This is a genomic window from Allobosea sp. LjRoot237 (assembly GCF_964253285.1).
Taxonomy (GTDB): domain Bacteria; phylum Pseudomonadota; class Alphaproteobacteria; order Rhizobiales; family Beijerinckiaceae; genus Allobosea.
Window position 1 is genome coordinate 410,728 of sequence record NZ_CAXUQP020000001.1, and the last position, 22,028, is coordinate 432,755.

Here is a 22,028-nt window from a genome sequence, read left to right on the forward strand (position 1 = left end):
GTTTCCCGCTATGTCCAGTGCCTATGAGGCATCGGGAATAGTTTTGTGTGCGCCCAAAAGTCCACTTGCGCCACACTGTGTTTCGATGGGATTTCGACCATCGTCTTGGCTCCCATCGGTCTTGGTGCGGTGGCGTGAGGGTTTGCACTTGCCCGCGTCACTCCGATCCAATACCGACCGGCGCAACCGCGCGCGACGACAAAAAAGGACCGCTCGATATGAAGGTTGTAATTCTGGCTGGCGGTTTGGGGACTCGCCTTGCTGAGGAAACAGGTGTTCGTCCCAAGCCGCTGGTCGAGATTGGTGGGCGCCCGATATTGTGGCACATCATGAAGTTCTATAGTCATTATGGATTCAATGATTTTATCATATGCCTTGGATATAAAGGTTACGCAATTAAAGAATTTTTTGCGAATTATTTCTTGCACACATCAGATGTTACTTTCCATGTATCCGAAAATAGAATGGAAGTTCATCGAAATGCTGCGGAGCCATGGACCGTTAAGCTTATAGACACTGGTGAAGATACGATGACGGGTGGGCGCGTCAAGCGGATCATACCCTATGTCGCTTCTGATCCATTTTTTGCGCTGACCTATGGCGACGGCGTGACAGATATGGACCTTGATGCCGAGATTGCTTTCCACAAGGCGCATGGCCGCAAGGCGACCGTTACAGTGGTGCGCCCCGCCAAGCGCTTCGGAGCACTGACGGTCGAGGGCGACCGCGTTACCGATTTCCGCGAAAAGCCCCATGATGATGGGGGATGGATCAATGGTGGCTTCTTCCTGCTGTCGCCCTCGGTAGGCGAACTGATCGAAGGTGACCACACGATCTGGGAGCGCGAGCCGATGGAGATGCTTGCGCGTACCGACCAGATGCGGGCGTACACGCATAACGGCTTTTGGCACCCCATGGACACCTTGCGCGATCGCACATTTCTAGAGGAAGAGTGGGCCAGCGGCCGCGCGCAATGGAGGAAATGGTGATCGACCGCGGTTTCTGGAGAGGTCGACGCGTCCTCATCACCGGTCATACGGGCTTCAAAGGGGCGTGGATGTCACTTGTGCTCGCGCGTCTCGGCGCCGAGGTCCACGGCTTCGCTTTGCCGCCAGATGACTCAAGAGGGATCTTCGAGGCAGGCCGTGTCCGGGAGCTTGTCCATCATCAGATTGGCGATATCTGTAACCGCGATGGAACGCAGGCGGCCATCGCCCAGACGCAGCCCGATATCGTCATTCACATGGCAGCCCAGGCGCTTGTCAGATTGTCTTATGCGCAGCCTGTCGAGACCTATGCCGCCAATGTCATGGGTACAGTTCATGTCTTAGAGGCGGTGCGCCATGTCGCGAGCGTGCAAGCGGTCGTGGTCGTGACAAGCGACAAGTGTTACGCCAACAACGATGATATGCGGTCCTTCAGTGAGACGGATCGCTTCGGCGGTCACGATCCCTACAGCAACAGCAAAGGGTGCGCTGAACTCGTTACTGATGCCTATCGTTGCAGCTTTTTTCGCGGAGCGAGCAGCGCGCGGATCGCGACGGCGCGAGCCGGAAATGTCGTCGGAGGAGGGGATTGGTCACAGGATCGCCTCGTGCCCGATGCGATGCGCGCATTTTCCGATGACAGGTTGCTGCGAATTCGAAATCCTGCCGCGATCCGTCCTTGGCAGCATGTGCTTGACCCGGTCTTGGCCTATCTCCTGCTTGCCGAACGGCTGGTGAAAGACGGGGAGCCCTTCGCGGAGGGCTGGAATTTCGGCCCTACTGAGGCCAACGAAGTGCCAGTTCGATATGTCGTCGACAAACTGGTGAGCTTGTGGGGCGGCTCCGCTCGCTGGGAGCATGATGGTGCGGTTTCCGTCGCCGAGGCGGCGTTTCTGAAGCTGGATTGCCGCAAGGCCGCGCAACAGTTGGGCTGGCATCCCCTGCTTCCGCTGGACGAAGCCCTGCGCTTGACGGTTGCGTGGCACGAGGCCTCCAACAACGGCAAGAATATGCGCGAGATCTCCATCGAGCAGATCGAGGGTGTTCTCGAAAAATTGTCGGGCTATGGCGCAGCTTGAGGACCCACTACGCAGGGTCTCAGCCAAACGTAGGCGCGCTTCATGACAGAAGGCGTCGAAGGGATTCTGCGTGACAAGACGTGCCCGCCGGGCAAGCCGTCCGTGGCCCAGGATAAGACCTCGGCCGTGGTCGCCATGACGCTGAAGCCGCCACCCCACGAGGCGACGCATTGGAGGGCTCGCGCCATGGCCAAAATCGCAGGGCTTGCGGTCTCCACGGTTCAGAAGATGTGGAAAGCCCATGGTCTGGCCCCGTATCTTTGGCGGCAGTTCAAGCTTTCCAACGATCCCGCCTTTGCCGAGAAGCTGCACGACGTCGTCAGGCTCTACGTCAGCCCGCCGGCCCACGCCATGGTCCTGAGCATTGACGAGAAATCGCAGATCCAGGCCCTCGATCGCACACAGCCGGGGGGGGCGCTGAAGAGGGGCCGTCGGGCCATCATGACCCACGATTACAAGCACAACGGCACGACCACGCTGTTCGCAGCCTTCGATGTCCTGACCGGCGAGGTGTTCGGGCGGAACATGCAGCGCCTCCGGCATCAGGAGTTCATCCGCTTCCTCAATGCTCGCGAGCGCGACATCCCGGCGGACAAGCTCGTCCTCGTGATCCTCGACAACTACGCCCCGACTTCCAGCTCGTGGTTGAGCGCCGTCGAGGGCTTCTTCGCCATCCTAACGCGTCGTCGGCGGCAAGACGGTGTCTTTCCGTCGTCGATCTTCAAGCCGCCATCAACCGCTTCATCGGCGAGCACAACCAGACGCCCAAGCCCTTCCTCTGGCGGGCCGACCTCGAAGCCATCATCGCTGCCAGGAACTGAGGGTTCCAAGCGTTGGAGCCAGTCCACTAATTGTTGGCGTGGGGCAACCCAGGTGCCGATTTCGTCACGGTTGGCACGCAGGCCACTGACGGTGTAATCAGGCAACCACTCGGGGAAACATGTCTGAGCGCATCTACATTCAAATATAGGTCCGAGTAGCCTTCCCGTGCAGAATCCTGTTTTTCGATTTCTCCATCGACATATTTGGCGCCGGTTGCCGCTGGGCGCGCGGCGGGCCGTGTTCGCGCGCATCTCAGCCTGGCAGGCACCGTCGATCACGCCCGGAGCCAACGCAAAGCAGCCGATCATCATCGTCGGCATGCTGCATCAGGCATCCGGCCTCGGGGACGCCGCGCGCAAATCTCATGACGCGCTGAAGGCCGCTGGCCTGCGCGTCTACGGCATCGACGTGACCAGCCTGTTGATGCACGATGCCAATCATACCGGCTTCAGCTTTGAGGATGGCAGCGACCTTCTCGGCGAAGGCACTGTCATCATCCATGTGAGCGGGCCGGTGATTCCGCGGGTGATGGCGTTTCTCGGCAAGCGCTTCGTGCGCGGCAAGCGCATCATGGCGCATTGGTTCTGGGAACTGCCGACCCTGCCGGAAAGTTGGCAGCCCGCCTTACCCTTCCTGCACGACATCTGCGCCAGCACGCGCTTCGTCGCCGACGCGATCAAGCCCATGGCCGGCAGCCGCCCCGTCCATGTGGTGTCCTATCCGCTGGGACCGGAGACCATCTGGCCGACGCGGCACGAGCATGCGGGCCCCTTCACGGCCTTCGTCGCCTTCAACTTTGCCTCGAATTTCACCCGCAAGAATCCCTGCGCGGCGATCCGCGCATTCCGCCTGGCCTTCGGCGATGACCCGGACGTGCGTCTCGTCGTCAAATATCTCAACGAAGCCTCCTGGCCGGAAGGCGTCGCGTTGATGCAACGCGACGCCGAGGGCGCGAGCAACATCGTCATGAACAACGAGGTGCTCGACGATGCCGGCGTCGATGAGCTCTACCGCCAGGCCGATGTCGTGATGTCGCTTCACCGGGCGGAAGGGCTCGGCCTCACAATCGCCGAGGCGATGATGCGCGGACTGCCGGTGATCGCCACCGATTGGTCGGGCAATACCGACTTCTTCGCGGCCGATGCCGGCTTGCCGGTCCGGTTCAAGCTCGTTCCGATCGACGACCCGCAGAAGAACTACGAGGGCGCCGGAATCCATTGGAAGAACCCGGCCGACGCCGTCTGGGCCGATGCTGACGTCGAAGAGGCGGCCGCGGCGCTGCGGACGCTGCGGGCGGACGCGAAGCTGCGCGAGAGCCTAGGCGCTACCGGAGCCAGGAAGGCTCGGGATTTCTTCGAACCCGCGCGCCATGTCGCGCAGATCAGGCAAGTCCTCAACGGCGAGCAGCCGCGGCCCTAGGCGGTGTGGACGGATTGCCGCATGTCTGTCTGGCAGGATTCCTCTGACGCGGGTTGTCTGATTCATGGAAAGTCGACTGATTTGGAGGTCGGCGATGTCCACAAAGATGGCGGAGACGGATTGGTCGGTGGCGCTGGAGGTGTTCCGTGCGTCCCTGCCGCGCCGGGGCGACAAGGGCCGCGACGACCGGCTATTCTCGGAGGCGCTGCACTATTTTTCAGTTCACAATATCACTTGGCGGACGCTGCCGGATCGGTTCGGCAAGTGGAACAGTGTCCGGAAGCGCTTCGACCGGTTGAGCAAGGCGGCCGTGTTCGAGACTTTCTTCGATCACCTCGCCTCGCTGTCGTCCTCGGCGCACCTCGTGCAGATGTTCGACTCGACCATCGTGCGCGCCCATGTCTCGGCGGCTGGCGCCAAAAGGGGCAGAAGGGTCAGACGCTCGGCCGTTCCCGCGGCGGTTTCTCCACGAAGATCCACCTGAAAACCGATTTCGATGGCCATCCCATCGCCTTCGATCTGACCGGAGGGGAAAGGGCGACGCGCCGCATTTCCCGATCCTGCTCGGGCTCGGCCCCGATATCGATCCCCGTGCCGCGGTTGGCGACAAAAGGCTACGCCAGCAAGGCCGACCGGCAGGCGGCGCACTCACTTGGCATCATCCCGGTCATTCCGCACAAGGCGAACGAAAGGGACAAGCCCCGCTTCTTCGCAAAAGCCCTCTATCGAGGCCGAGCCCGCATCGAGCAGGCCGTCTGCAAGCTCAAACGCTTCAAGCGGGTCGCCCTGCGCGACGAAAAGATCGGGCGAAACTTCGCAGCCATCGTTGCTCTCGCGGCAGCATTCGACTTGGTCAAATCCGTCCACGCCGCCTAGGCGTAAGTCCGTTCGTTCGGTTCCGGCCGAACGGAACGATTTCGCGTCAGATCGATAAGTTGGAGCCTCCTCCCATCGCAAAGGGGCATCACTTTGCAGGCCATGCCCTGCCGACAGGAGAGGCTTGGCGGCGGGGCAACAACCGGCTACGAGCATGCGTCATCGGCATCGAGCCGCCGATATCGCCGGGCAGAGGCCGGCGAAGGCAGCCCCCGCTGGGCCGCTTCACCATGAGAAACGTCAGGCAAGTCAGTCGGACCCCGGGGGCAGGCCAGATGGATGCGAACGAGAAGCGGCAGGGTTTACGCGCCTTTCCACCCGTGCCGACGAATGCGCGTTTCCTGCTGCTCTATCTGGGGCGGCGTGGCGCGATGTCCCGTTTCACCTTCGAGGCGATGCGCGCCGCTCTGTCGCTGCCGGACCTGCAGGCCGGCGTCTGCATTTCGAAACAGAACGAGAATTTCTCATCCTATTCCGACTTCGGCCCCGCCCTGATCGGAGTAGACACCTTCAGCGGCCATGCCGGAGCGCTGCTCTCCGCCTGGCGCATCCCGCTGATCGGGCGACGCCTCGCAGCCGAGATCGCGCAGCGGCGCGTGACGGCGGTGATCGACCTGATGCCGCATGTCTGGTCGTCGCTCCTGGCACGCTCCGTCCGCAAGGCCGGCGCGCGGTATCTGGCCATCGCCCATGATGCGGAGGCGCATCCGGGCGATGCGACCGCGCTGGTCAAGGGCATCACCGACCTGGCATTCGGCCAGGCCGATACCGTGATCGCGCTCAGCGCATCCGTGGCAAAGGGCCTGCGGGCGACCCATAAGGTGGACGAGCAGCGGCTCGTCAGCCTGTTCCACCCCATCCTCTCCTACCGCCCGCCACGGCCGCCGAGGCCCCGGCGGGCGGATCAGCCGCTTCGCCTGCTCTTCTTCGGCCGCATCATGCCCTATAAGGGGCTGCCGCTGTTCGTCGATATGCTGGAAATCCTGCGCGGACGCGGCTGCAGCGTCGAGGCCGGCGTCTTCGGAGAGGGGGATCTCGGTCCCGAGGCCGCCCGCCTCGCGGCTTTGGGTGCGGAGGTTGAGAACCACTGGCTGTCCGACGAGGAGATTGCCTCGGCGCTCGACCGCTATGATCTCGTGGTGGTGTCGCATGTCGAGGCAAGCCAGTCCGGCGTCATCGCTGCGGCTTTCGGCGCTGGTCTTCCGATCGTGACCACCCCGGTTGGAGGCCTTCCCGAGCAGGTGAGGCACAATGTCGATGGCCTTGTCGCGACAGAAACTTCGGCGCAAGCATTGGCGAGCGCCGTGGAGCGCATTGCACTTGAAATTGGACTCTATGACGTTCTATGCGCTGGAGTTGGAAAACAGCTGAACGACCGTTCCATGCAACGATTTGTCGGCGAACTTGCGAGGCTGGTGAGTGACTAATCTGATTGTCCCGGTTGTTCTGTGCGGCGGCGCCGGATCCCGTCTGTGGCCCGCATCGCGCGAGACCTACCCGAAGCAGCTCTTCGCCTTCGGCGGCGGCCGCTCGCTCCTGCAGGAGACGCTGGCCCGCGTCACCGGCGCGGGCTTCGCGCCACCGGTGATCGTTACGGGCAACGACTATCGCTTCCTCGTCGCCGAGCAGATGCGGGCGCTCGGCGCGAAGGGCGAGATCATCCTGGAGCCGATGCGGCGCGACAGCTGCGCGGCGATCGCGGCGGCTGCAGCCCATGTTGCCGCGCAGAATCCGGACGCGCTCATACTCGTCCTCGCCGCCGACCATGCCATTCCCGACACGACCCGCTTCATGACCGATGTCCGCCGCGGCCAGCTGGCGGCGTCGGCTGGCCGGATCGTCACCTTCGGCGTCAGGCCGACCGGCTCGGCTACGGGCTATGGCTATATCCGCCCCGGCGCCAGGCTCGAAGGGGACGCCGGCGCGCATGAGATCGCCGCCTTCGTCGAGAAGCCGGACGCCGAGACGGCCGCCCGCTACGTGGCCGAGGGCTATCTCTGGAACTCCGGCAACTTCCTGTTCCCGGCGCGGCTCTTCCTCGACGAACTCGCTAGGCTGGAGCCGGAACTCTACAAGAACGTCGCCGCCTCGGTCGCTGCAGCCAAGCGGGATCTCGATTTCCTGCGGCTCGACCAGGACACCTTCGCCAAGGCGCGTGCGACCTCGGTCGACTATGCGGTGATGGAGAGGACCAAGCTCGCCGCCGTGATCCCCTCCGATTTCCCCTGGTCGGATATCGGCTCCTGGTCGGCCGTCTGGGAGCTGGCGGAGAAGGACGCCGATGGCAACGCCGCGCAGGGCGACGCCGTCTTCGAGGGTTCGCGGAACTCCTATGTCTATTCGCCCCACCTGCTGACGGCGGTGGTGGGCCTGGACGACGTCGTCGTCGTCACCACGCGCGATTCCGTGCTCGTCGTGAACAAGGCGAAGTCGGAGGACGTCAAGAAGCTGGTCGCCAAGCTAACGGCGGCCGGGCGGAAGGAGACCATCGAGCACCTGCGTAACTACCGCCCCTGGGGCGACTACGAGCAAATCGACCGCGGCGCGCGCTATCAGGTGAAGCGCATCACCGTGCAGCCGGGCGGCAAGCTCTCGCTGCAGAGCCATTTCCACCGCGCCGAGCACTGGGTCGTCGTGTCGGGCACGGCGCGTGTCACCGTCGACGACAAGGTGCATCTGATCGGCGAGAACCAGTCGGTCTACATCCCGCTCGGCGCCGTGCACCGCATGGAGAATCCCGGCCAGATCCCGCTCGAGCTGATCGAGGTCCAGTCCGGCCCCTATCTCGGCGAGGACGACATCGTCCGCTACGAGGACGTCTATAACCGGACCTGACGCAGTTGCTCGCCCAACAAGGCTTACCGCTACAGCCGCTGCCCGCGCGGTGAGTGGTGCCGGCCACCGCAATTGCCTCTCCTCTGCGGGCGTCGGAGTGCGCCCCTTGAGGCGGCAGCGTGACGTCGAGCAATTGACCGGGGAGCCGGGCGTGTTGATCCTCGAACTGCTGCGGGCTGAGATAACCGAGTGCGGAGTGCAGTCGGCTTGATATGTTATTCGATGCGACTGCGATCACTTGCTACGGAAGAGGCCTTGAAGGAGCGCCTATTTCGGCCGAGAAGGCGTCCGGCTCCCGCCTCTTCCAGATACCAGTCACAAACCTGTGCCACGGTCATGCCCTCCCGAGTCGCGCGGCGCTCGGCCGAGGGGTCGCCACCACTTGAAAGGCTATCGGAAGGCGTAGCCGAGCCGATTTGCTTCCCCACGCAGGTGCAGCATAAGCGGGGAGGCAGGGGGAGGCAGTTGGACGGAAATTAAGGGCTTTTCTAGCGAGTCCGTAGCAACTGAGCTGGCAGTGTAAGTTATTGACTTATAGTTCTTTTTCGCGATCTGCGTCAAAACGCTTGTTGCGGCGAAAACGGCCAAATCGGGTTGCCAAGGTTGGGGTAGAGGGTTCGAATCCCTTCGCCCGCTCCAGACAATCTCAAGGCTTGAAAGGCACACAAACGTCGGGTTTCCCGGCGCTTGTTGCTTTTCTGGCCTGGGCGGTTGGGGTCGAATTCTGAACGCCTCCGAAAGCCCGTGGTTACACCGCGGTTACAGGAACGGTCCGGGTGGCTCAGGTTCGCTCCGGCATACGCCCACTAACCCTCGCTGTTTGAAGCAATTCTCTCGATGCCACCGCAGGAAATGCGGATGCGGGCGGTCATGGGCTCGCAATGGCGGTAGTGCTCAAGCTGCCGCGCCAATGCGGGCAATGCTAGAATAGCCAGCTGCCTAAGCCACCGAGGACGATGTGACCACCTTCAAAGTTGGCGAGCGTTACACTCGCGATCAAGTCCGTGCGGCCATCGGCTCATTGACATTGGCGGCGAGGCATGGACAGAGGGGCTCTGCTCACCTCCATACGGACAAGCCCAAGCGGAGCTCATTTGCAACATGGCAACAAAACGAGCGCTTATCACCGGCGTCACCGGGCAAGATGGCGCCTACCTCTCCCAGCTCCTGCTTTCGAAGGGCTATGAAGTCCATGGCCTGCTGCGCCGCAGCGCCTCGGCCGATGTCGTGAACAGCCGCCTGACCTGGCTCGGCATCGCCGACAAGGTCATTCTGCACGATGGCAATCTGACCGATCTGTCGGGCCTCGTCCGCACGCTTACCGAAGTGCGCCCGGCTGAAATCTACAACCTGGCGGCGCAGTCCTTCGTCAAGTCGTCCTGGCAGCAGCCGCTGCTGACCGGCACCGTCACGGGTCTTGGCGCCGGCAACATGCTCGAGGCGACGCGCCTCGTTTGCCCGGAAGCGCGGTTCTACCAGGCGTCGTCGTCGGAAATGTACGGCCTCATCCAGGAGCCGGTGCAGTCGGAGAAAACGCCGTTCTACCCGCGCTCACCCTATGCCGTGGCCAAGCTCTACGCACATTGGATGACGGTGAACTATCGCGAGAGCTTCGGCCTGCACGCTTCGAGCGGCATCCTGTTCAACCACGAATCCCCGCTGCGCGGCATCGAGTTCGTGACGCGGAAGATCACCGACGGGGTCGCGCGCATCAAGCTCGGACTGCAGAAGGAGATCGCGCTCGGCAATCTCGATGCCAAGCGCGATTGGGGTCACGCCCGCGACTACGTGAAGGCCATGTGGCTGATGTTGCAGCAGGACAAGCCGGACGACTACGTCGTCGCCACGGGCCGCACCGTATCGGTTCGCGAGTTCTGCACCCTGGCCTTCGGCCATGTCGGGCTCAAGATGGAAGACCATGTCGTGATCGACCCGCGCTACATGCGCCCGGCTGAGGTCGAGGTGCTGCTCGGCAATCCGACCAAGGCCAAGAATGCGCTGGGTTGGGCCGCCGAGACCAGCCTCGAGCAGCTCGTCGCCGAGATGGTCGAGGCGGACCTGACGCGCCTGAAGCAGCACACGCACCTGTAGCATCGCGCTTTCCGATGACGATGCGGATCTTGATAACGGGTGCGGCTGGCTTCGTCGGCTCTCACCTGCCGCAAGCGCTGACAAGCGCTTGCGGCCATGATGTCCAGATCATCGCGACGTCCAAAACCGCAGGGCAGCACCCCGCCTATGGCGCAATCGAAGCGCTCGATGTGCTGGATGGCGCGGCGGTCATCCAAGCGATCAAGCGCCACGCGCCAACGCACGTCATCCACCTTGCGGGCATAGCCGCACCGTCGGCCGTCAATGCGAACCCGCGCCTGGCTTGGGACGCGCATCTGGGCAGCGCGCTCAATCTAGCCGAGGCTACTCTCGCGCATGCGCCGGACTGCTGGTTGCTCCATGTCGGGACAGGCATGGTCTATGGCAACAGCGCCAAATCAGGCGAGCCGCTCGCCGAAGACACGCTGCTGGCGCCGGTTGATGGCTATGCGGCGAGCAAGGCCGCCGCCGACCTGGCGCTCGGCGCCATGGCGCATCACGGACTCAAATGCGTTCGGCTGCGTCCCTTCAACCATTCCGGCCCGGGACAGACCGAAGCCTTCGTGCTGCCCGCTTTCGCGATGCAGATCGCCAGGATCGAGGCTGGCCTCGCACCGCCTGTGCTCCAGGTCGGCAATCTCGATGCCGAGCGCGATTTCCTGGATGTCCGCGACGTGACCCGCGCCTATGCGCTGGCGGCCCGGCAAGTCGCAGCGCTCGAGGCTGGCGCGATCTTCAATATCGCGTCGGGCGTGCCGAAGCGCATCGGTGACTTGCTCGAGAGCCTTCTGGCATTGAGTCGCGTGAAGATCGACGTCGTAAGCGATCCCGCACGCATGCGGCCGAGCGACCTTCCGCGCATCATCGGAGACGCAGGCCTCGTGAGGCAGAAGCTCGGATGGTCGCCGCTCCGCAGCTTCGAGAGCATGGTCTCAGATGTGCTGGCCGATTGGCGCGCGCGGGTTACTAGTCCTTGAGCCGACAGGCTCGGGGATACCGTTCCACAAAGGCCCGGATTGACCATTTGGGCTTGAAGTGACGACCATTTTCGACTAGGGCCCTAGCCTAATTCAGTTTGAGAGAGCGACAATGTCTGACGTCGGATATCGGAAAATAGATCGCTGCCGGATCAGTGGGAGCCAGAATCTCGTTTCAGTACTGGACCTCGGATTTCAACGGTTGACCGGCGTCTTTCCGCGTTCTCGCGACGAAAAAATCACGAACGGACCGCTGGAATTACTTTGGTGTCCCGATAGCGGCCTTGTTCAACTTGCGCATTCATACGACGCCGACGAAATGTATGGTGACAATTATGGCTATAGGTCTGGCCTCAACCAATCCATGGTCGACCATCTGACAAGGAAAATCCAGCATCTCGAGCAGCGTGCTGACGTCAAGCCCGGCGATACCGTTCTGGATATCGGCTCGAACGACGCGACCTCTCTCAAGGCCTACAAGACGCCGGGCCTCAACAAGATCGGCATCGATCCGACGGCCGAGAAATTCCGGTCCTACTACACCTCCGATATCCGCCTCGTGCCAGACTTCTTCAGTGCGGCAAACTACCATAGCGTCACGAAGGAGCGCGCCAAGGTCGTGACATCGATTGCGATGTTTTACGACCTGGAGGATCCCGTTGCGTTCGCGAGACAAATCGAGGAGGTTCTCGCGCCAGATGGACTGTGGCATTTCGAGCAGAGCTATCTGCCGTCGATGCTGCGAACCTGCTCGTACGATACGATCTGCCACGAACATATCGAGTATTACTCGATGCTCTGCGTCGACAGGATCGTCAAGGCCGCCGGGATGAAGATCGTCGACGTGCAGATGAATGCGGTCAACGGCGGCAGCTTTGCGGTGACGGCTGCCAAGGCCGCGAGTTCGGTCGCGGTCAACAAGCCCGTCATCGACTGGCTGCTCGAGCAAGAAGACCGCATGGGGCTGACGACCATCAAGCCCTACCAGGACTTCAAGGAGCGCGTGTTCCGGCACCGTGAGGATTTGACCCGTCTCCTCGACGCGCTCGTGGCGGATGGCAAGAAGATCGTCGGCTACGGTGCCTCGACGAAAGGCAACGTCCTGCTGCAGTTCTGCGGCATCACCGAAAAGCAACTCTCCGCCATCGCAGAGGTAAATCCCGAAAAATTCGGCCGTTTCACCCCTGGAACCAACATTCCGATCGTATCAGAGGCCGATGCGAAGGCGATGAACCCCGATTACATGCTGGTGCTCCCATGGCACTTCAAGGAAAACATCCTGCGGCGCGAGCAGCAATATCTGGACAAGGGCGGAAAGCTAATTTTCCCACTTCCGGAAATTGAGATCATTTAAATAAAATCGAGCGTCGAAACTCCGAGAACGGTTGATGAAGCGCGCATCGATAATGAACGTGACGAGTCAGGATGGCGCTTATTTGTTAGTTCGGCTCGTCGAGAAAGGCCGCGAAGTCCACGGCTTGATACGTCGCGGCGCTTCGGTGGACGTCGTAGATTTCCGCTTCGGCCGGATTGGTACGGCCGATCGGATACCGAGCGCGATTTTCTCGACGCCCGCGATGTCAGCCACGCCCGCGCCCTGACGGTCTCACGAGCCGCCGAATTGAAGCCTGCAACATCCGCCTCCGAGGTAACCCGCGGCACCTCACCGATATCCTGGCAAGCCTCGTCTCGATGAGCGACTGGCGATCACAACACAGCGCGATGAGGCTCGGATGCGTCCTGCTGACATGCCATGCTTCATCGACGGTTCTTCACGCGCCGAGCGGGACATCGGAGGGCGACCGCGCTTTGAATTCAATGAAATCCTGAAAGACATCCTGGCCATTGCGCGCATATCAGTGTCAAAACGCGGCTGACAGCGATCAAACGCGTATTCCGAAGAAGGCTCGCTCATGCTTCAAACGCTATGGCAGTTTCGGTTCTTCATCATCGCTTCGGTGCATGGAGAACTGAAATCGCGCTTCGCGAGATCCTATCTCGGAGGTTTTTGGTTTATCCTCCAACCCCTCGCGCAGGCGATCATCTTCTCGGTGGTGCTGTCCGAGGTGTTGGGCGCGCGCCTTTCACAGACCGGAAGCAAGGCCGACTATGCGATCTACGTCCTGTCCGGAATGGCGGCGTGGGGCTTCTTCCTGGAGATCATGAACCGGAGCCTGACCATCTTCACGGACAACGCTTCGGTCATGAAGAAGATCGCGTTCCCAAGATTGTGCCTGCCGTTGATCGTGCTCGGCAGTTCGCTGGTGAACCACTGCATGGTCCTGCTTGCCAGCATGGTCATTTTCGCCATCCTGGGGCATCCACCAGGGTGGGCGTGGCTGGTGTTGCCGCTGGGCATGGTCCTGATCGCGGGCCTAGCGTTCAGCATCGGCCTGATCGTCGGCATCTTCAATGTCTTCTCTCGAGACGTTCAACAGATTGTCGGCATCCTCCTGCAGATCTGGTTCTGGCTTACGCCGATCGCGTACCCTCCGGGGACACTGCCGCAAGGCTTCGGCTGGATCACGGCCCTGAATCCGCTAGTCTCTCTTGTCGCAATCTATCAACGGGCGCTGCTGCAGTATCAATGGCCGGAGCTTTCCACGCTGCTCCTGCCTCTCGCAATTATGCTGGTCCTGCTGCCCGGAGCATTTTTCCTGTTCCGCCGGGCCAGCCCTGAATTGGTCGACGTCCTATGACATCCGACATCGTCCTATCCGTACAATCCGTTTCGAAGCGCTATGCGACCTATTCTTCGCTCTGGGCACGGGTGCTGAGCTGGTTCGACGCAGCAGTGAAGCCCGTCGCCGAGTTCTGGGCTGTTCGCGACGTGTCGCTGGAATTACGTGCCGGCGAGGCTGTCGCCATCATCGGCCAGAATGGCGCGGGCAAGAGCACATTGCTCAAGTTGATCACGGGCACAGTTCGCCCGACCAAGGGAGCTGTCGGATCACATGGACGCATCAACGCGCTTCTTGAACTCGGGCTCGGTTTCAACCCGGAATTTTCAGGGCGCCAGAATACTTATCTTGCGGGCGGTTTGATGGGCTATTCGGTTGCCCAGATCGATGCCATGATCCAGGAAATCCTCGATTTCTCTGAGCTAGGGGACTTCTTCGAGCAACCGCTACGAACCTATTCCAGCGGGATGCAGGCTCGCCTGGCCTTCTCCGTAGCCACGGCAGTCCGCCCTGACATCCTGATCGTGGACGAAATCCTGTCCGTTGGGGACAGCTACTTCCAGCACAAGAGCTTCGATCGCATTCGCCGGTTCAAAGAGGATGGCTGCGCCATTCTCTTCGTGACACATGGAATGGCTGACGTGCGCACGCTGTGTGACCGCGTCATGCTGCTCGAAAAGGGCGTTGTCCTGAAGGACGGGCCTTCCGACGAGGTTGTCGATTATTACAACGCCCTGATCGCGGAGAAGGAAAACGCAAAGACGGCGATTGAGCAGAGCCGTCAGGAGAGCGGCTGGCTTCGCACACGATCCGGAACGAGAGAAATCCTCGCAGATACCGTAAGTCTGAATGATGCCGACAACGACGACGCCATCTCGACTGCGACCGTCGGGCAGGATCTGATCGTCCGCATAGCAGCAACTGCGACCGCCGATGTGTCCCGTTTCGTCGTCGGGCTCATGCTGAGGGACCGTGCGGGCCATGTGGTATGGGGAACGAACACATTCCATACCGGACAAGTAGAGGAAGGTATTCTCGCTGGCGAAAAGCTGACGTTCGAGTGGCGTTTCACCTGCAATCTCGGACCCGGCTCATACGGGTTATCTTTTGCTTTTACCGCAGACGACACGCACACCAACAAGAACTATGAATGGATAGACAACGCGATTGTTTTTGATGTCATCAATGTGGATAAGCCATTGTTCATCGGAACGAATAATCTGGGCACGCAATTGAAAGTTGTACGAGGATAGTGCTGTGGACAATCTGTCACGCTCGATTATGACGATCCAATGTCGCGATTGCGACGTCGTCCCGAAGGTTCCCGACGCTGGCCATATCGTCCAAGTCGGAGACGACGCAGTGCAGATCATGCACAATGGCCTCAAGATGATTGCAGGCGGCTATCACGGCGATTGGATGGCCCACATCATCCGCGGTCTTGCGGGGCACCATGAGCCGCAGGAAGAGCTCGTGTTCCATGCCTTGCTTCGATATGCACGGCATAATTCGCTGTTCGTCGAACTTGGCGCCTTCTGGGCCTATTACACATTGTGGTACCTCAAGGAGATCCCAGGCGCCGACGCCATTTGCGTCGAGCCTGATCCGGTTCATATCGAGACCGGGAAAACCAACGCACGCTTGAATGGCTTTTCCGATCGGATCGCGTTCACCGAAGCGTGGGCCGGCGGCCAGGCCCTTCCGGAAATTGAGTTCATGTGCGAGACCACGCAGCAAATGCGGGCTCTGCCGATGCTGAACATGCCTGCTGTTGCCGAGCTCGCTAATGGACGGACCGTCGAGTTCCTGCATATCGACGTTCAGGGCGCCGAGCTTCAATTCATCGAATCAATGGAACAGGCCGCTTCCGAAGGGCGGATCCGATTCTTGATGGTCTCGACGCATCATCGCGCGATTTCCGGCTCGGCGACGACCCATCAGGATTGCCTGGCAGCGATCAAGCGGCTGGGTGGGCATGTGCTCTGCGAGCATGACATCCAGCAGTCCTTCAGCGGCGATGGATTGATTGCGGCCAGTTTCTTCCCACAAGATACGAGACTAGTCCTTCCGGCGATCAGCCGAAACGAGGCCGCCCGGTCTCTTTTTCCGGAGCCTTGATGCATGTTCGTTTCGTATGCCCAGAATTTCGAAGACGTCATGCTTTGGCGCGCTCTAAAGGGAGTGGAGAGCGGCTTCTATATCGATATCGGCGCGCAGGATCCGGTTTCCGATTCCGTCAGCAAGGCGTTCCATGATCTCGGCTGGCGCGGTGTCCATGTCGAGCCGACAGCCGACTATGCGCAACGGCTGAGGGAGGAGCGCGAAGGCGATCCGGTCCTGCAGGCGATCGTGGGGCCGGCGACGGACCAGTCGGTCATCTATCAGATCGAAGGGACTGGTCTAAGCACGACAGTCGCCGAACTCGCACGGCAGCACGCCGGCAACAACTTCAAGATCGAAAAAAGGGATGTCGACAACATCACACTCGACGAGTTGCTCGATATGCACAAGGATCGCGAGATCCATTGGCTCAAGATCGACACGGAAGGAAGCGAGGCTGCTGTTCTCGCCTCTTGGCAAAAATCCACGGTTCGCCCTTGGATCATTGTCGTCGAAAGCGTCGACCCACTCACCCACGAGGTTAACAGCAATGCGTGGGAAGAAAAGATTTTCTCAATGGGATATGAATTTGCGTACTTTGACGGCGTAAACAAATTTTATGTCAGCCACCGACGCAAGGACCTCCTGAAACATTTCGACAGACCACCGAATCTATTTGACGGCTTCAGCCTCAGCGGCGACGCCTCTTCGCCGTTCGCGAACAATCTATCTCAAAAAAATCAGGCACTCCTTGCCGAGCAGAAGCAGCTTTCGGAGCAGAAGGCGGCAATCGAGGAGACACTCAGACTGGAGCGCAAGCGGATTGCTGAAACGGTTAGGCAAAGCGATGCAGAGCGTCGGCGCCTGCACGCGCAGAACGAGGCTCAGGCGGAATGGTGGCGCCAGCAGGTCGAAGCCAGGCAGCGGCAGATCGAAACCCTTTATAAGTCGACATCGTGGCGGGTCACTGCTCCGCTGCGGATGCTCGCCCGCGGGCATCATGCGATCCTGCCGATGCTCCTTCGGACACCATCAATCGTCGTTCACCGGACCGCACGTTATTTCAGACGCAGATTCCCGGGGCTCTTTTATCGCCTGGCCACGAACCGGCTGGCGCGCAGCCTCTTCGAAATGTTCAGGAAGCCGCTTCACAGCCAATCATCTTCGAGGCTTGCGACATCGGCGAGACCACTGACGTCCGGCGACACCGGACAGGATACTCCCGAGACCTTGCAGGCCATGTTGTCGGGCGTCGGGCGTTGGAAACTGGATAAGCGTATCGATGCGTGAATCCGATATCCGCTCGCTTCGTATTCTCGTCGACCTGCAAGGTTGCCAGACCCCTGGCTCTGCGAGCAGGGGCGTGGGGCGTTATTCCAAGTCGCTATTCATGGAATTGGCGAGGACGGCGGCACCCCGCGACATATTCGGTCTTGCCTCAGACGACCTCCCGCACCCGGTGCGCTGGGAGAATGTACCCGAGGAGCGCATGCTCCGGCCGCCACGGCTTCCAGAATGGGGAGTGCCGCGCGACTTTGAGGGCGGCCAGCAGGATTCGCTGGACGCAGCGCTATACGCTTCGGCAGCAGCCGCGGTGCGGCCCGATCTGATCCACGTCTCCCATATTTTCGAGGGTTACAGTGATCGCGTCGCGATTCCGAACGCGAAGACGCGCCCAGCGGGACAGGTCTTCTCGGCAACACTGTATGATCTCATTCCGATACGCTTCAAGGAGCACTACTTTCGCGATAGGCGCTTCCAGGCTTGGTACTACCATCGCGTCCAATTGCTACGTCAGGCCGACCTCCTGCTATCGATCTCCGAGGCGAGCCGCCAGGACGCCATAAATCTGCTCGGCCTGGATCCCGCGAGGATCGTCACTATCCATGGTGGCATCGGTGAGCACTTCATGCCGCCGACAGACCGGGAGGCCGCCCGCGCGCAAGTGAAGGCCCGCTACCAGATCAATCGGCAGCAGTTCGTCCTCTATACTGGCGGCGACGATTATCGGAAGAACCTCCAAGGAGCGATTGAGGGCTACGCAAGCCTGCCCCCCGGGGTCAGATCACGAACACAACTCATCGTGGTGTGCGCTCTCGAGCCGCATCGTAGGACCTTTTTCGAGGCTGCGGCAAGAACGCTCGGCTTGTCTGCGGACGACATCATTTTCGTTGGGTACGTGCCGGAGGACGATCTGGTCGCGCTCTATGGGAGTTGCGACGCTTTCGTCTTTCCCTCGCTCTACGAAGGGCTGGGACTGCCCGTCATCGAGGCGATGGCTTGCGGCGCACCGGTAATCGGTAGCGACAATTCGAGCATCAGGGAAATCATCAGCCGCCCCGACGCAATGTTTGACGCGAGCAAGCCTGATGACATCGCCAAGGCCATGCGGCGGGTTCTCGACAATGCGGATTTCCGGGATGGTCTGAGGCAATACGGCATCGAACGATCGCAGCAGTTTAACTGGCGCTCCTCGGCAGCAATTGCCCTCGAGGCGTTTGACGAGGCCCTCGCCCGAAAGCGGGCGGACGGAGCAAGGTGCGCGTCCTCGGGTTGGCTCAAGCGGCCACGTCTCGCGATGTTAACGCCATTGCCGCCCGCGAGATCCGGGATCGCGGATTATAATGCGCGTTTTCTGCCGTTTCTCGCCGAGCATTTCGACATCGATCTTTACGTGATCCAAGACAAGGTTGAGGACGCCGAACTCAACGCCGCCTTCAGGATCTACGCTGCCTCAGGGTTTGCGGCCAACGCGAAATCGTATGATGCGATCCTCTACGAATTCGGGAACTCAGAGTTCCATGCCCACATGCTGGCCCTGCTCGAGCAGTTTCCCGGAATTGTCGGACTGCACGATGCCTATCTGAGCGGCCTGTTCGGGTATTTGCAGTTCAATCTCGGCGAGGAGAACCGCTACGTCAGCGAAATGCTAGCCTCTCATGCTGGCCAAGCTCGCAGTCTGATGGCTCCGTGCGCGGCCCACCCAGACGCATACGGTACCGCAATGGTGGAACTGCCGTGCACCAAGAGCGTCCTGAACCGGGCGATCGGGTTGATTTCTCACTCCTCCTTCAATCTGGAGGTGGCCCGTCAGTTCTATCCGGAAGGCTGGCCCGGGCCTTATCGCATTATCCCTCAGATGGTCGCTGGCGTGGAGGAATGGTCTGCGGAGCGGCGGGACAAGGGCCGGGCCGAGCTGGGTCTGGGTGCGGATGACTTCCTCATCGCCACCTTCGGCCATATCGCGTGGACCAAATGCGGCGATCGCCTGCTGGAAGCTTTCTTGAATTCGCCGTTGGCTGCGGACAAAAACTGCCGCCTGGTCTTTGCCGGTGAGCTCGCAAAGGACGATTTCGGGAAAGCGCTGAACGAGCGGATCAAAAAGTCGAAACTGGAAGACCGGATCAGCATTACAGGCTTTCTTTCGGAAGCTGATTACGCGAAATATCTGCGCGTGACCGATATAGCGGTGCAGTTGCGGACAAAGAGCCGCGGAGGAACTCCCAAGGGCGTGCTCGACTGTCTCGCCTACGGCGTTCCCGTCGTTGTCAACGACGAAGCGAGCTATCGCGACTATCCCGATGACGTCGTCGCCAAGCTTCCAGCAGATCCGACGGCCAGTGAGATTGCAAAAAAACTGTTGGATATGAAGGAGACCGTCGGAGCATTGGCTGCTCAGGGGAAGCGCGGCCTAAGCTATGTGCGCGAGCATCATGACCCGCGGCTCTGCGCCGAACAATATGCAGTCGCTATCCGGGAATTCGTCGAGCGCGATGCAGCCGCGCACGCCCAAGGCGCGGCCGACAATCTGGTCCCGCACCTGGCGGGCTGCCCCGACCCGGCCGCCGCCGCGACACTCGCGACGGAGTTTGTCGATGCGCGCCGCATCCCTCACTTCTCGCGCGCCCGTCTCGTCATCGATGCAAGCCACATCGCAAAGAACGATCACGCGACGGGCATTCCTCGCGTCATGCGCGAGACCGTCAAAGTCGCATACTGCAGCACTCGCCCGAATTTTGAAGCGATAGCGGTCGAGCGGCAGGGCAACGATCTCGTACAGGCCGGCAAGTGGTTGGCTGCGCGTGGACTGCTGCTGCCCTTCGAGTCTGCCGGGCAGCAGGTCGCCGTGGATTTCAGACCGGGTGATCATCTGCTCATGCTGGACTCGTCCTGGGCGGAATACGGCCAGTTCGGCGAGATTTTCACACGCGCCCGTACTGCGAATGTACCGATCACGACTGCTGTTTATGACCTTTTGCCTTTGCTCCTCCCTGAGAGCGATGTTGTGCAGGGCGGAAAGGAATGGTTTCAGGCTTGGCTGCACAATGCGATCGGCGCCAGCGACAATCTGGTCTGCATCTCGCGATCGGCCGCGGACGAATTGATTCGCCACATAACCACACATGATCTAGGCCGCCCCGGACTGCGCGTCGGCTATTGGCACCTCGGATCGTCCTTCCCGCGATTGCTCGATCAGTCCGTCGAGCCCGCGATACGCGACATTCGGCAGCCTTACGCTTTAATGGTCGGCACGATCGAGCCGCGAAAGAACTACGCACTGGCCCTGACCGCCTTCGAACAGTTGTGGCGCGAAGGCTGCGATCTGTCGCTCGTCATCGCAGGCAAGGTGGGATGGCTCGTCGACGATCTGGTCGAACGTCTCCGGAACCATCCGCAACTCAATAAGAAGCTCTTTCTGTGCGAGAGCTCGAGCGACGCCGGAATTGCGCACCTATACCAGAACGCGCAGGCTCTTCTGTTCCTGAGCAAGGGAGAAGGTTTTGGCCTGCCGCTCGTCGAGGCCGCGCATTACGGGCTGCCCATCATTTGCTCGGACATTCCAGTCTTTCGCGAGATCGCAGGTCATCACGCGACGTATGTCGATATCGACACTCCCGACAAAGTTGCTGCCGTAATCGCGGACTGGCAGACCAAGAGCGCGAAGGGCTTGAGTCCCTCGTCCTCCGGCATGCGGCGTCTGAGCTGGAGCGAAAGCGCGAACACGCTGTTCGACCTCCTGAGAAGTCATAGCTGGTATTGGGAGAAGACCAGATGAGCGCGCCGATCAAAGACATCAATCATTTGCTGCACGATTTGCGATCGGCGCATCTTCGTCGCCTTCCCGCGATATCAGGCTCCATGCTCAGCGCCGGATGCGCAGGGATTTGGTATTTCGACTGGATCACCAAGCAGACGGGGTTTACCGGACGCCATATCGGCCTCGAGTATTATACACCCAAGCCGACAGATCTGCCGGGAAACGTCGAGTGGATCGAGAACACTGTCGGTGACATGAACGCCGTGGCGGACGCGAGTTGTGAGCTGGTCTTTTCCGGCCAGAATCTCGAGCATCTCTGGCCGGAGGAGGTGATCGGATTTTTCCTGGAGAGCGCACGGGTACTGGAACCTGGCGGTTGGCTTGTCGTCGATAGTCCCAATCGGCTGATCACCTCGGCGCTCGGTTGGAGCCACCCAGAGCATATGGTCGAATTCACCCCATCCGAGGCGCGTCGTCTCGCGGAACTCGCAGGGTTCGAGGTCGACCGCGTGCTGGGCATGTGGCTGTGCCGTGATCCACGTTCCGGCCGCGCGCTCCCGTTCGACCCGCTTGCCGTCGATCCGGAGTGGTCGCTGCCCGAGCGCGTACTCGAAGCCGAAAGACATCCCGATGACTCGTTCCTGTGGTGGCTCGTGGCTCGCCGATCCGGTACGCCCCAACCCGAGGCACTCGCTAGTGCGGTGAACGAGATCTTCGCTCACGCTTGGCCGGAACGTCAGCGGCGCTTCGTCGTCGGCGTTGGAGAGCGATCGCAGGTCGGCGAACGTTCAGTGGTGACGGTGGGGCCGGAACAGAGCGGCCCCATGTCATTTGGACCGTACATGCCTTTGAGGAAGGGCGAGTACACCGCCGAATGGCGCATCGAAGTGGAAGCCGCGGACAACCCGGACGCGATCATCATTCGCTGCGATGTGGTGGGCGATAAGGGGCGTGAGTTGAGCGTCAAGTTCTTCAGCGCCAATGACATCGCTGCAGTCAATGGCCTGGTCTCGCTTGATTTCTCCTTGAGCGAGCTGGAGTTCGGCATTCAAGCGCGGTGCTTTTCCCATGGCGGCGCCACAATTCGATGCGACGTCCCGACCCGTTTCATCGACCGCTGAACC

Annotated in this window: 17 protein-coding genes and 1 pseudogene; all 18 read left to right on the plus strand. The window is 60.7% G+C overall.

Translation table 11 applies throughout. The annotated features are described in order from the left end of the window. Nucleotides 1-218 precede the first annotated feature (218 nt). The 18 genes and pseudogenes from rfbF (at nucleotide 219) to ACSQ24_RS01975 (ending at nucleotide 22,025) form a co-directional block, all read left to right on the plus strand. On the plus strand, nucleotides 219-989 hold the full coding sequence (rfbF, locus tag ACSQ24_RS01890) for a glucose-1-phosphate cytidylyltransferase (RefSeq protein ID WP_436093047.1): 771 nt from the start codon (nucleotides 219-221) through the stop codon (nucleotides 987-989). After that, a complete protein-coding gene (gene rfbG, locus ACSQ24_RS01895; protein WP_436093048.1) occupies nucleotides 983-2,065 on the plus strand; it encodes a CDP-glucose 4,6-dehydratase in 1,083 nt (360 codons plus the stop codon). The genes rfbF and rfbG overlap by 7 nt, the downstream gene beginning before the upstream one ends. A 36-nt stretch (nucleotides 2,066-2,101) precedes the next feature. Then, nucleotides 2,102-2,886 (plus strand): annotated as a pseudogene (locus tag ACSQ24_RS01900) (IS630 family transposase); the annotation flags it as partial. 238 nt (nucleotides 2,887-3,124) lie between these two features. After that, a complete protein-coding gene (locus ACSQ24_RS01905) occupies nucleotides 3,125-4,306 on the plus strand; it encodes a glycosyltransferase family 4 protein (protein ID WP_436093049.1) in 1,182 nt (393 codons plus the stop codon). Between the two features lie 94 nt (nucleotides 4,307-4,400). After that, nucleotides 4,401-4,790 carry a transposase gene (locus tag ACSQ24_RS01910; protein WP_436093050.1) on the plus strand — a complete coding sequence of 130 codons (390 nt, stop codon included), beginning with the start codon at nucleotides 4,401-4,403 and terminating at the stop codon, nucleotides 4,788-4,790. Beyond that, nucleotides 4,781-5,182: a transposase gene (locus ACSQ24_RS01915; protein ID WP_436097807.1), complete on the plus strand. Its 402-nt coding sequence runs from the start codon at nucleotides 4,781-4,783 to the stop codon at nucleotides 5,180-5,182. Before ACSQ24_RS01910 ends, ACSQ24_RS01915 begins: the two co-directional genes overlap by 10 nt. A 275-nt stretch (nucleotides 5,183-5,457) precedes the next feature. Continuing rightward, a complete protein-coding gene (locus ACSQ24_RS01920; RefSeq protein WP_436093051.1) occupies nucleotides 5,458-6,609 on the plus strand; it encodes a glycosyltransferase family 4 protein in 1,152 nt (383 codons plus the stop codon). Beyond that, a complete protein-coding gene (locus ACSQ24_RS01925) occupies nucleotides 6,602-8,017 on the plus strand; it encodes a mannose-1-phosphate guanylyltransferase/mannose-6-phosphate isomerase (protein WP_436093052.1) in 1,416 nt (471 codons plus the stop codon). Before ACSQ24_RS01920 ends, ACSQ24_RS01925 begins: the two co-directional genes overlap by 8 nt. Before the next feature lie 1,101 nt (nucleotides 8,018-9,118). Then, nucleotides 9,119-10,108, plus strand: a complete 990-nt coding sequence (gene gmd, locus ACSQ24_RS01930; protein WP_436093053.1) for a GDP-mannose 4,6-dehydratase — start codon at nucleotides 9,119-9,121, stop codon at nucleotides 10,106-10,108. Beyond that, complete coding sequence (locus ACSQ24_RS01935; protein WP_436093054.1) at nucleotides 10,021-11,085, plus strand: GDP-mannose 4,6-dehydratase; 1,065 nt, start codon at nucleotides 10,021-10,023, stop codon at nucleotides 11,083-11,085. Before gmd ends, ACSQ24_RS01935 begins: the two co-directional genes overlap by 88 nt. A 112-nt stretch (nucleotides 11,086-11,197) precedes the next feature. Then, nucleotides 11,198-12,439 carry a class I SAM-dependent methyltransferase gene (locus ACSQ24_RS01940; RefSeq protein WP_436093055.1) on the plus strand — a complete coding sequence of 414 codons (1,242 nt, stop codon included), beginning with the start codon at nucleotides 11,198-11,200 and terminating at the stop codon, nucleotides 12,437-12,439. A gap of 34 nt (nucleotides 12,440-12,473) precedes the next feature. Then, nucleotides 12,474-12,686 carry a hypothetical protein gene (locus tag ACSQ24_RS01945; RefSeq protein ID WP_436093056.1) on the plus strand — a complete coding sequence of 71 codons (213 nt, stop codon included), beginning with the start codon at nucleotides 12,474-12,476 and terminating at the stop codon, nucleotides 12,684-12,686. A 312-nt stretch (nucleotides 12,687-12,998) separates the two neighbouring features. Then, complete coding sequence (locus ACSQ24_RS01950) at nucleotides 12,999-13,784, plus strand: ABC transporter permease (protein ID WP_436093057.1); 786 nt, start codon at nucleotides 12,999-13,001, stop codon at nucleotides 13,782-13,784. Then, nucleotides 13,781-15,019: an ABC transporter ATP-binding protein gene (locus ACSQ24_RS01955; RefSeq protein WP_436093058.1), complete on the plus strand. Its 1,239-nt coding sequence runs from the start codon at nucleotides 13,781-13,783 to the stop codon at nucleotides 15,017-15,019. The genes ACSQ24_RS01950 and ACSQ24_RS01955 overlap by 4 nt, the downstream gene beginning before the upstream one ends. Before the next feature lie 4 nt (nucleotides 15,020-15,023). Beyond that, nucleotides 15,024-15,884 (plus strand): FkbM family methyltransferase, encoded by an 861-nt coding sequence (locus ACSQ24_RS01960; RefSeq protein WP_436093059.1) that lies wholly within the window; start codon nucleotides 15,024-15,026, stop codon nucleotides 15,882-15,884. Between the two features lie 3 nt (nucleotides 15,885-15,887). Then, nucleotides 15,888-17,156, plus strand: coding sequence for an FkbM family methyltransferase (locus tag ACSQ24_RS01965; RefSeq protein ID WP_436093060.1), 1,269 nt, complete (start codon nucleotides 15,888-15,890; stop codon nucleotides 17,154-17,156). Then, a complete protein-coding gene (locus tag ACSQ24_RS01970) occupies nucleotides 17,149-20,922 on the plus strand; it encodes a glycosyltransferase (RefSeq protein ID WP_436093061.1) in 3,774 nt (1,257 codons plus the stop codon). Before ACSQ24_RS01965 ends, ACSQ24_RS01970 begins: the two co-directional genes overlap by 8 nt. After that, entirely contained in the window at nucleotides 20,919-22,025 is a 1,107-nt protein-coding gene (locus tag ACSQ24_RS01975) for a methyltransferase domain-containing protein (RefSeq protein WP_436093062.1), read from the plus strand. The genes ACSQ24_RS01970 and ACSQ24_RS01975 overlap by 4 nt, the downstream gene beginning before the upstream one ends. Nucleotides 22,026-22,028: the final 3 nt, after the last annotated feature.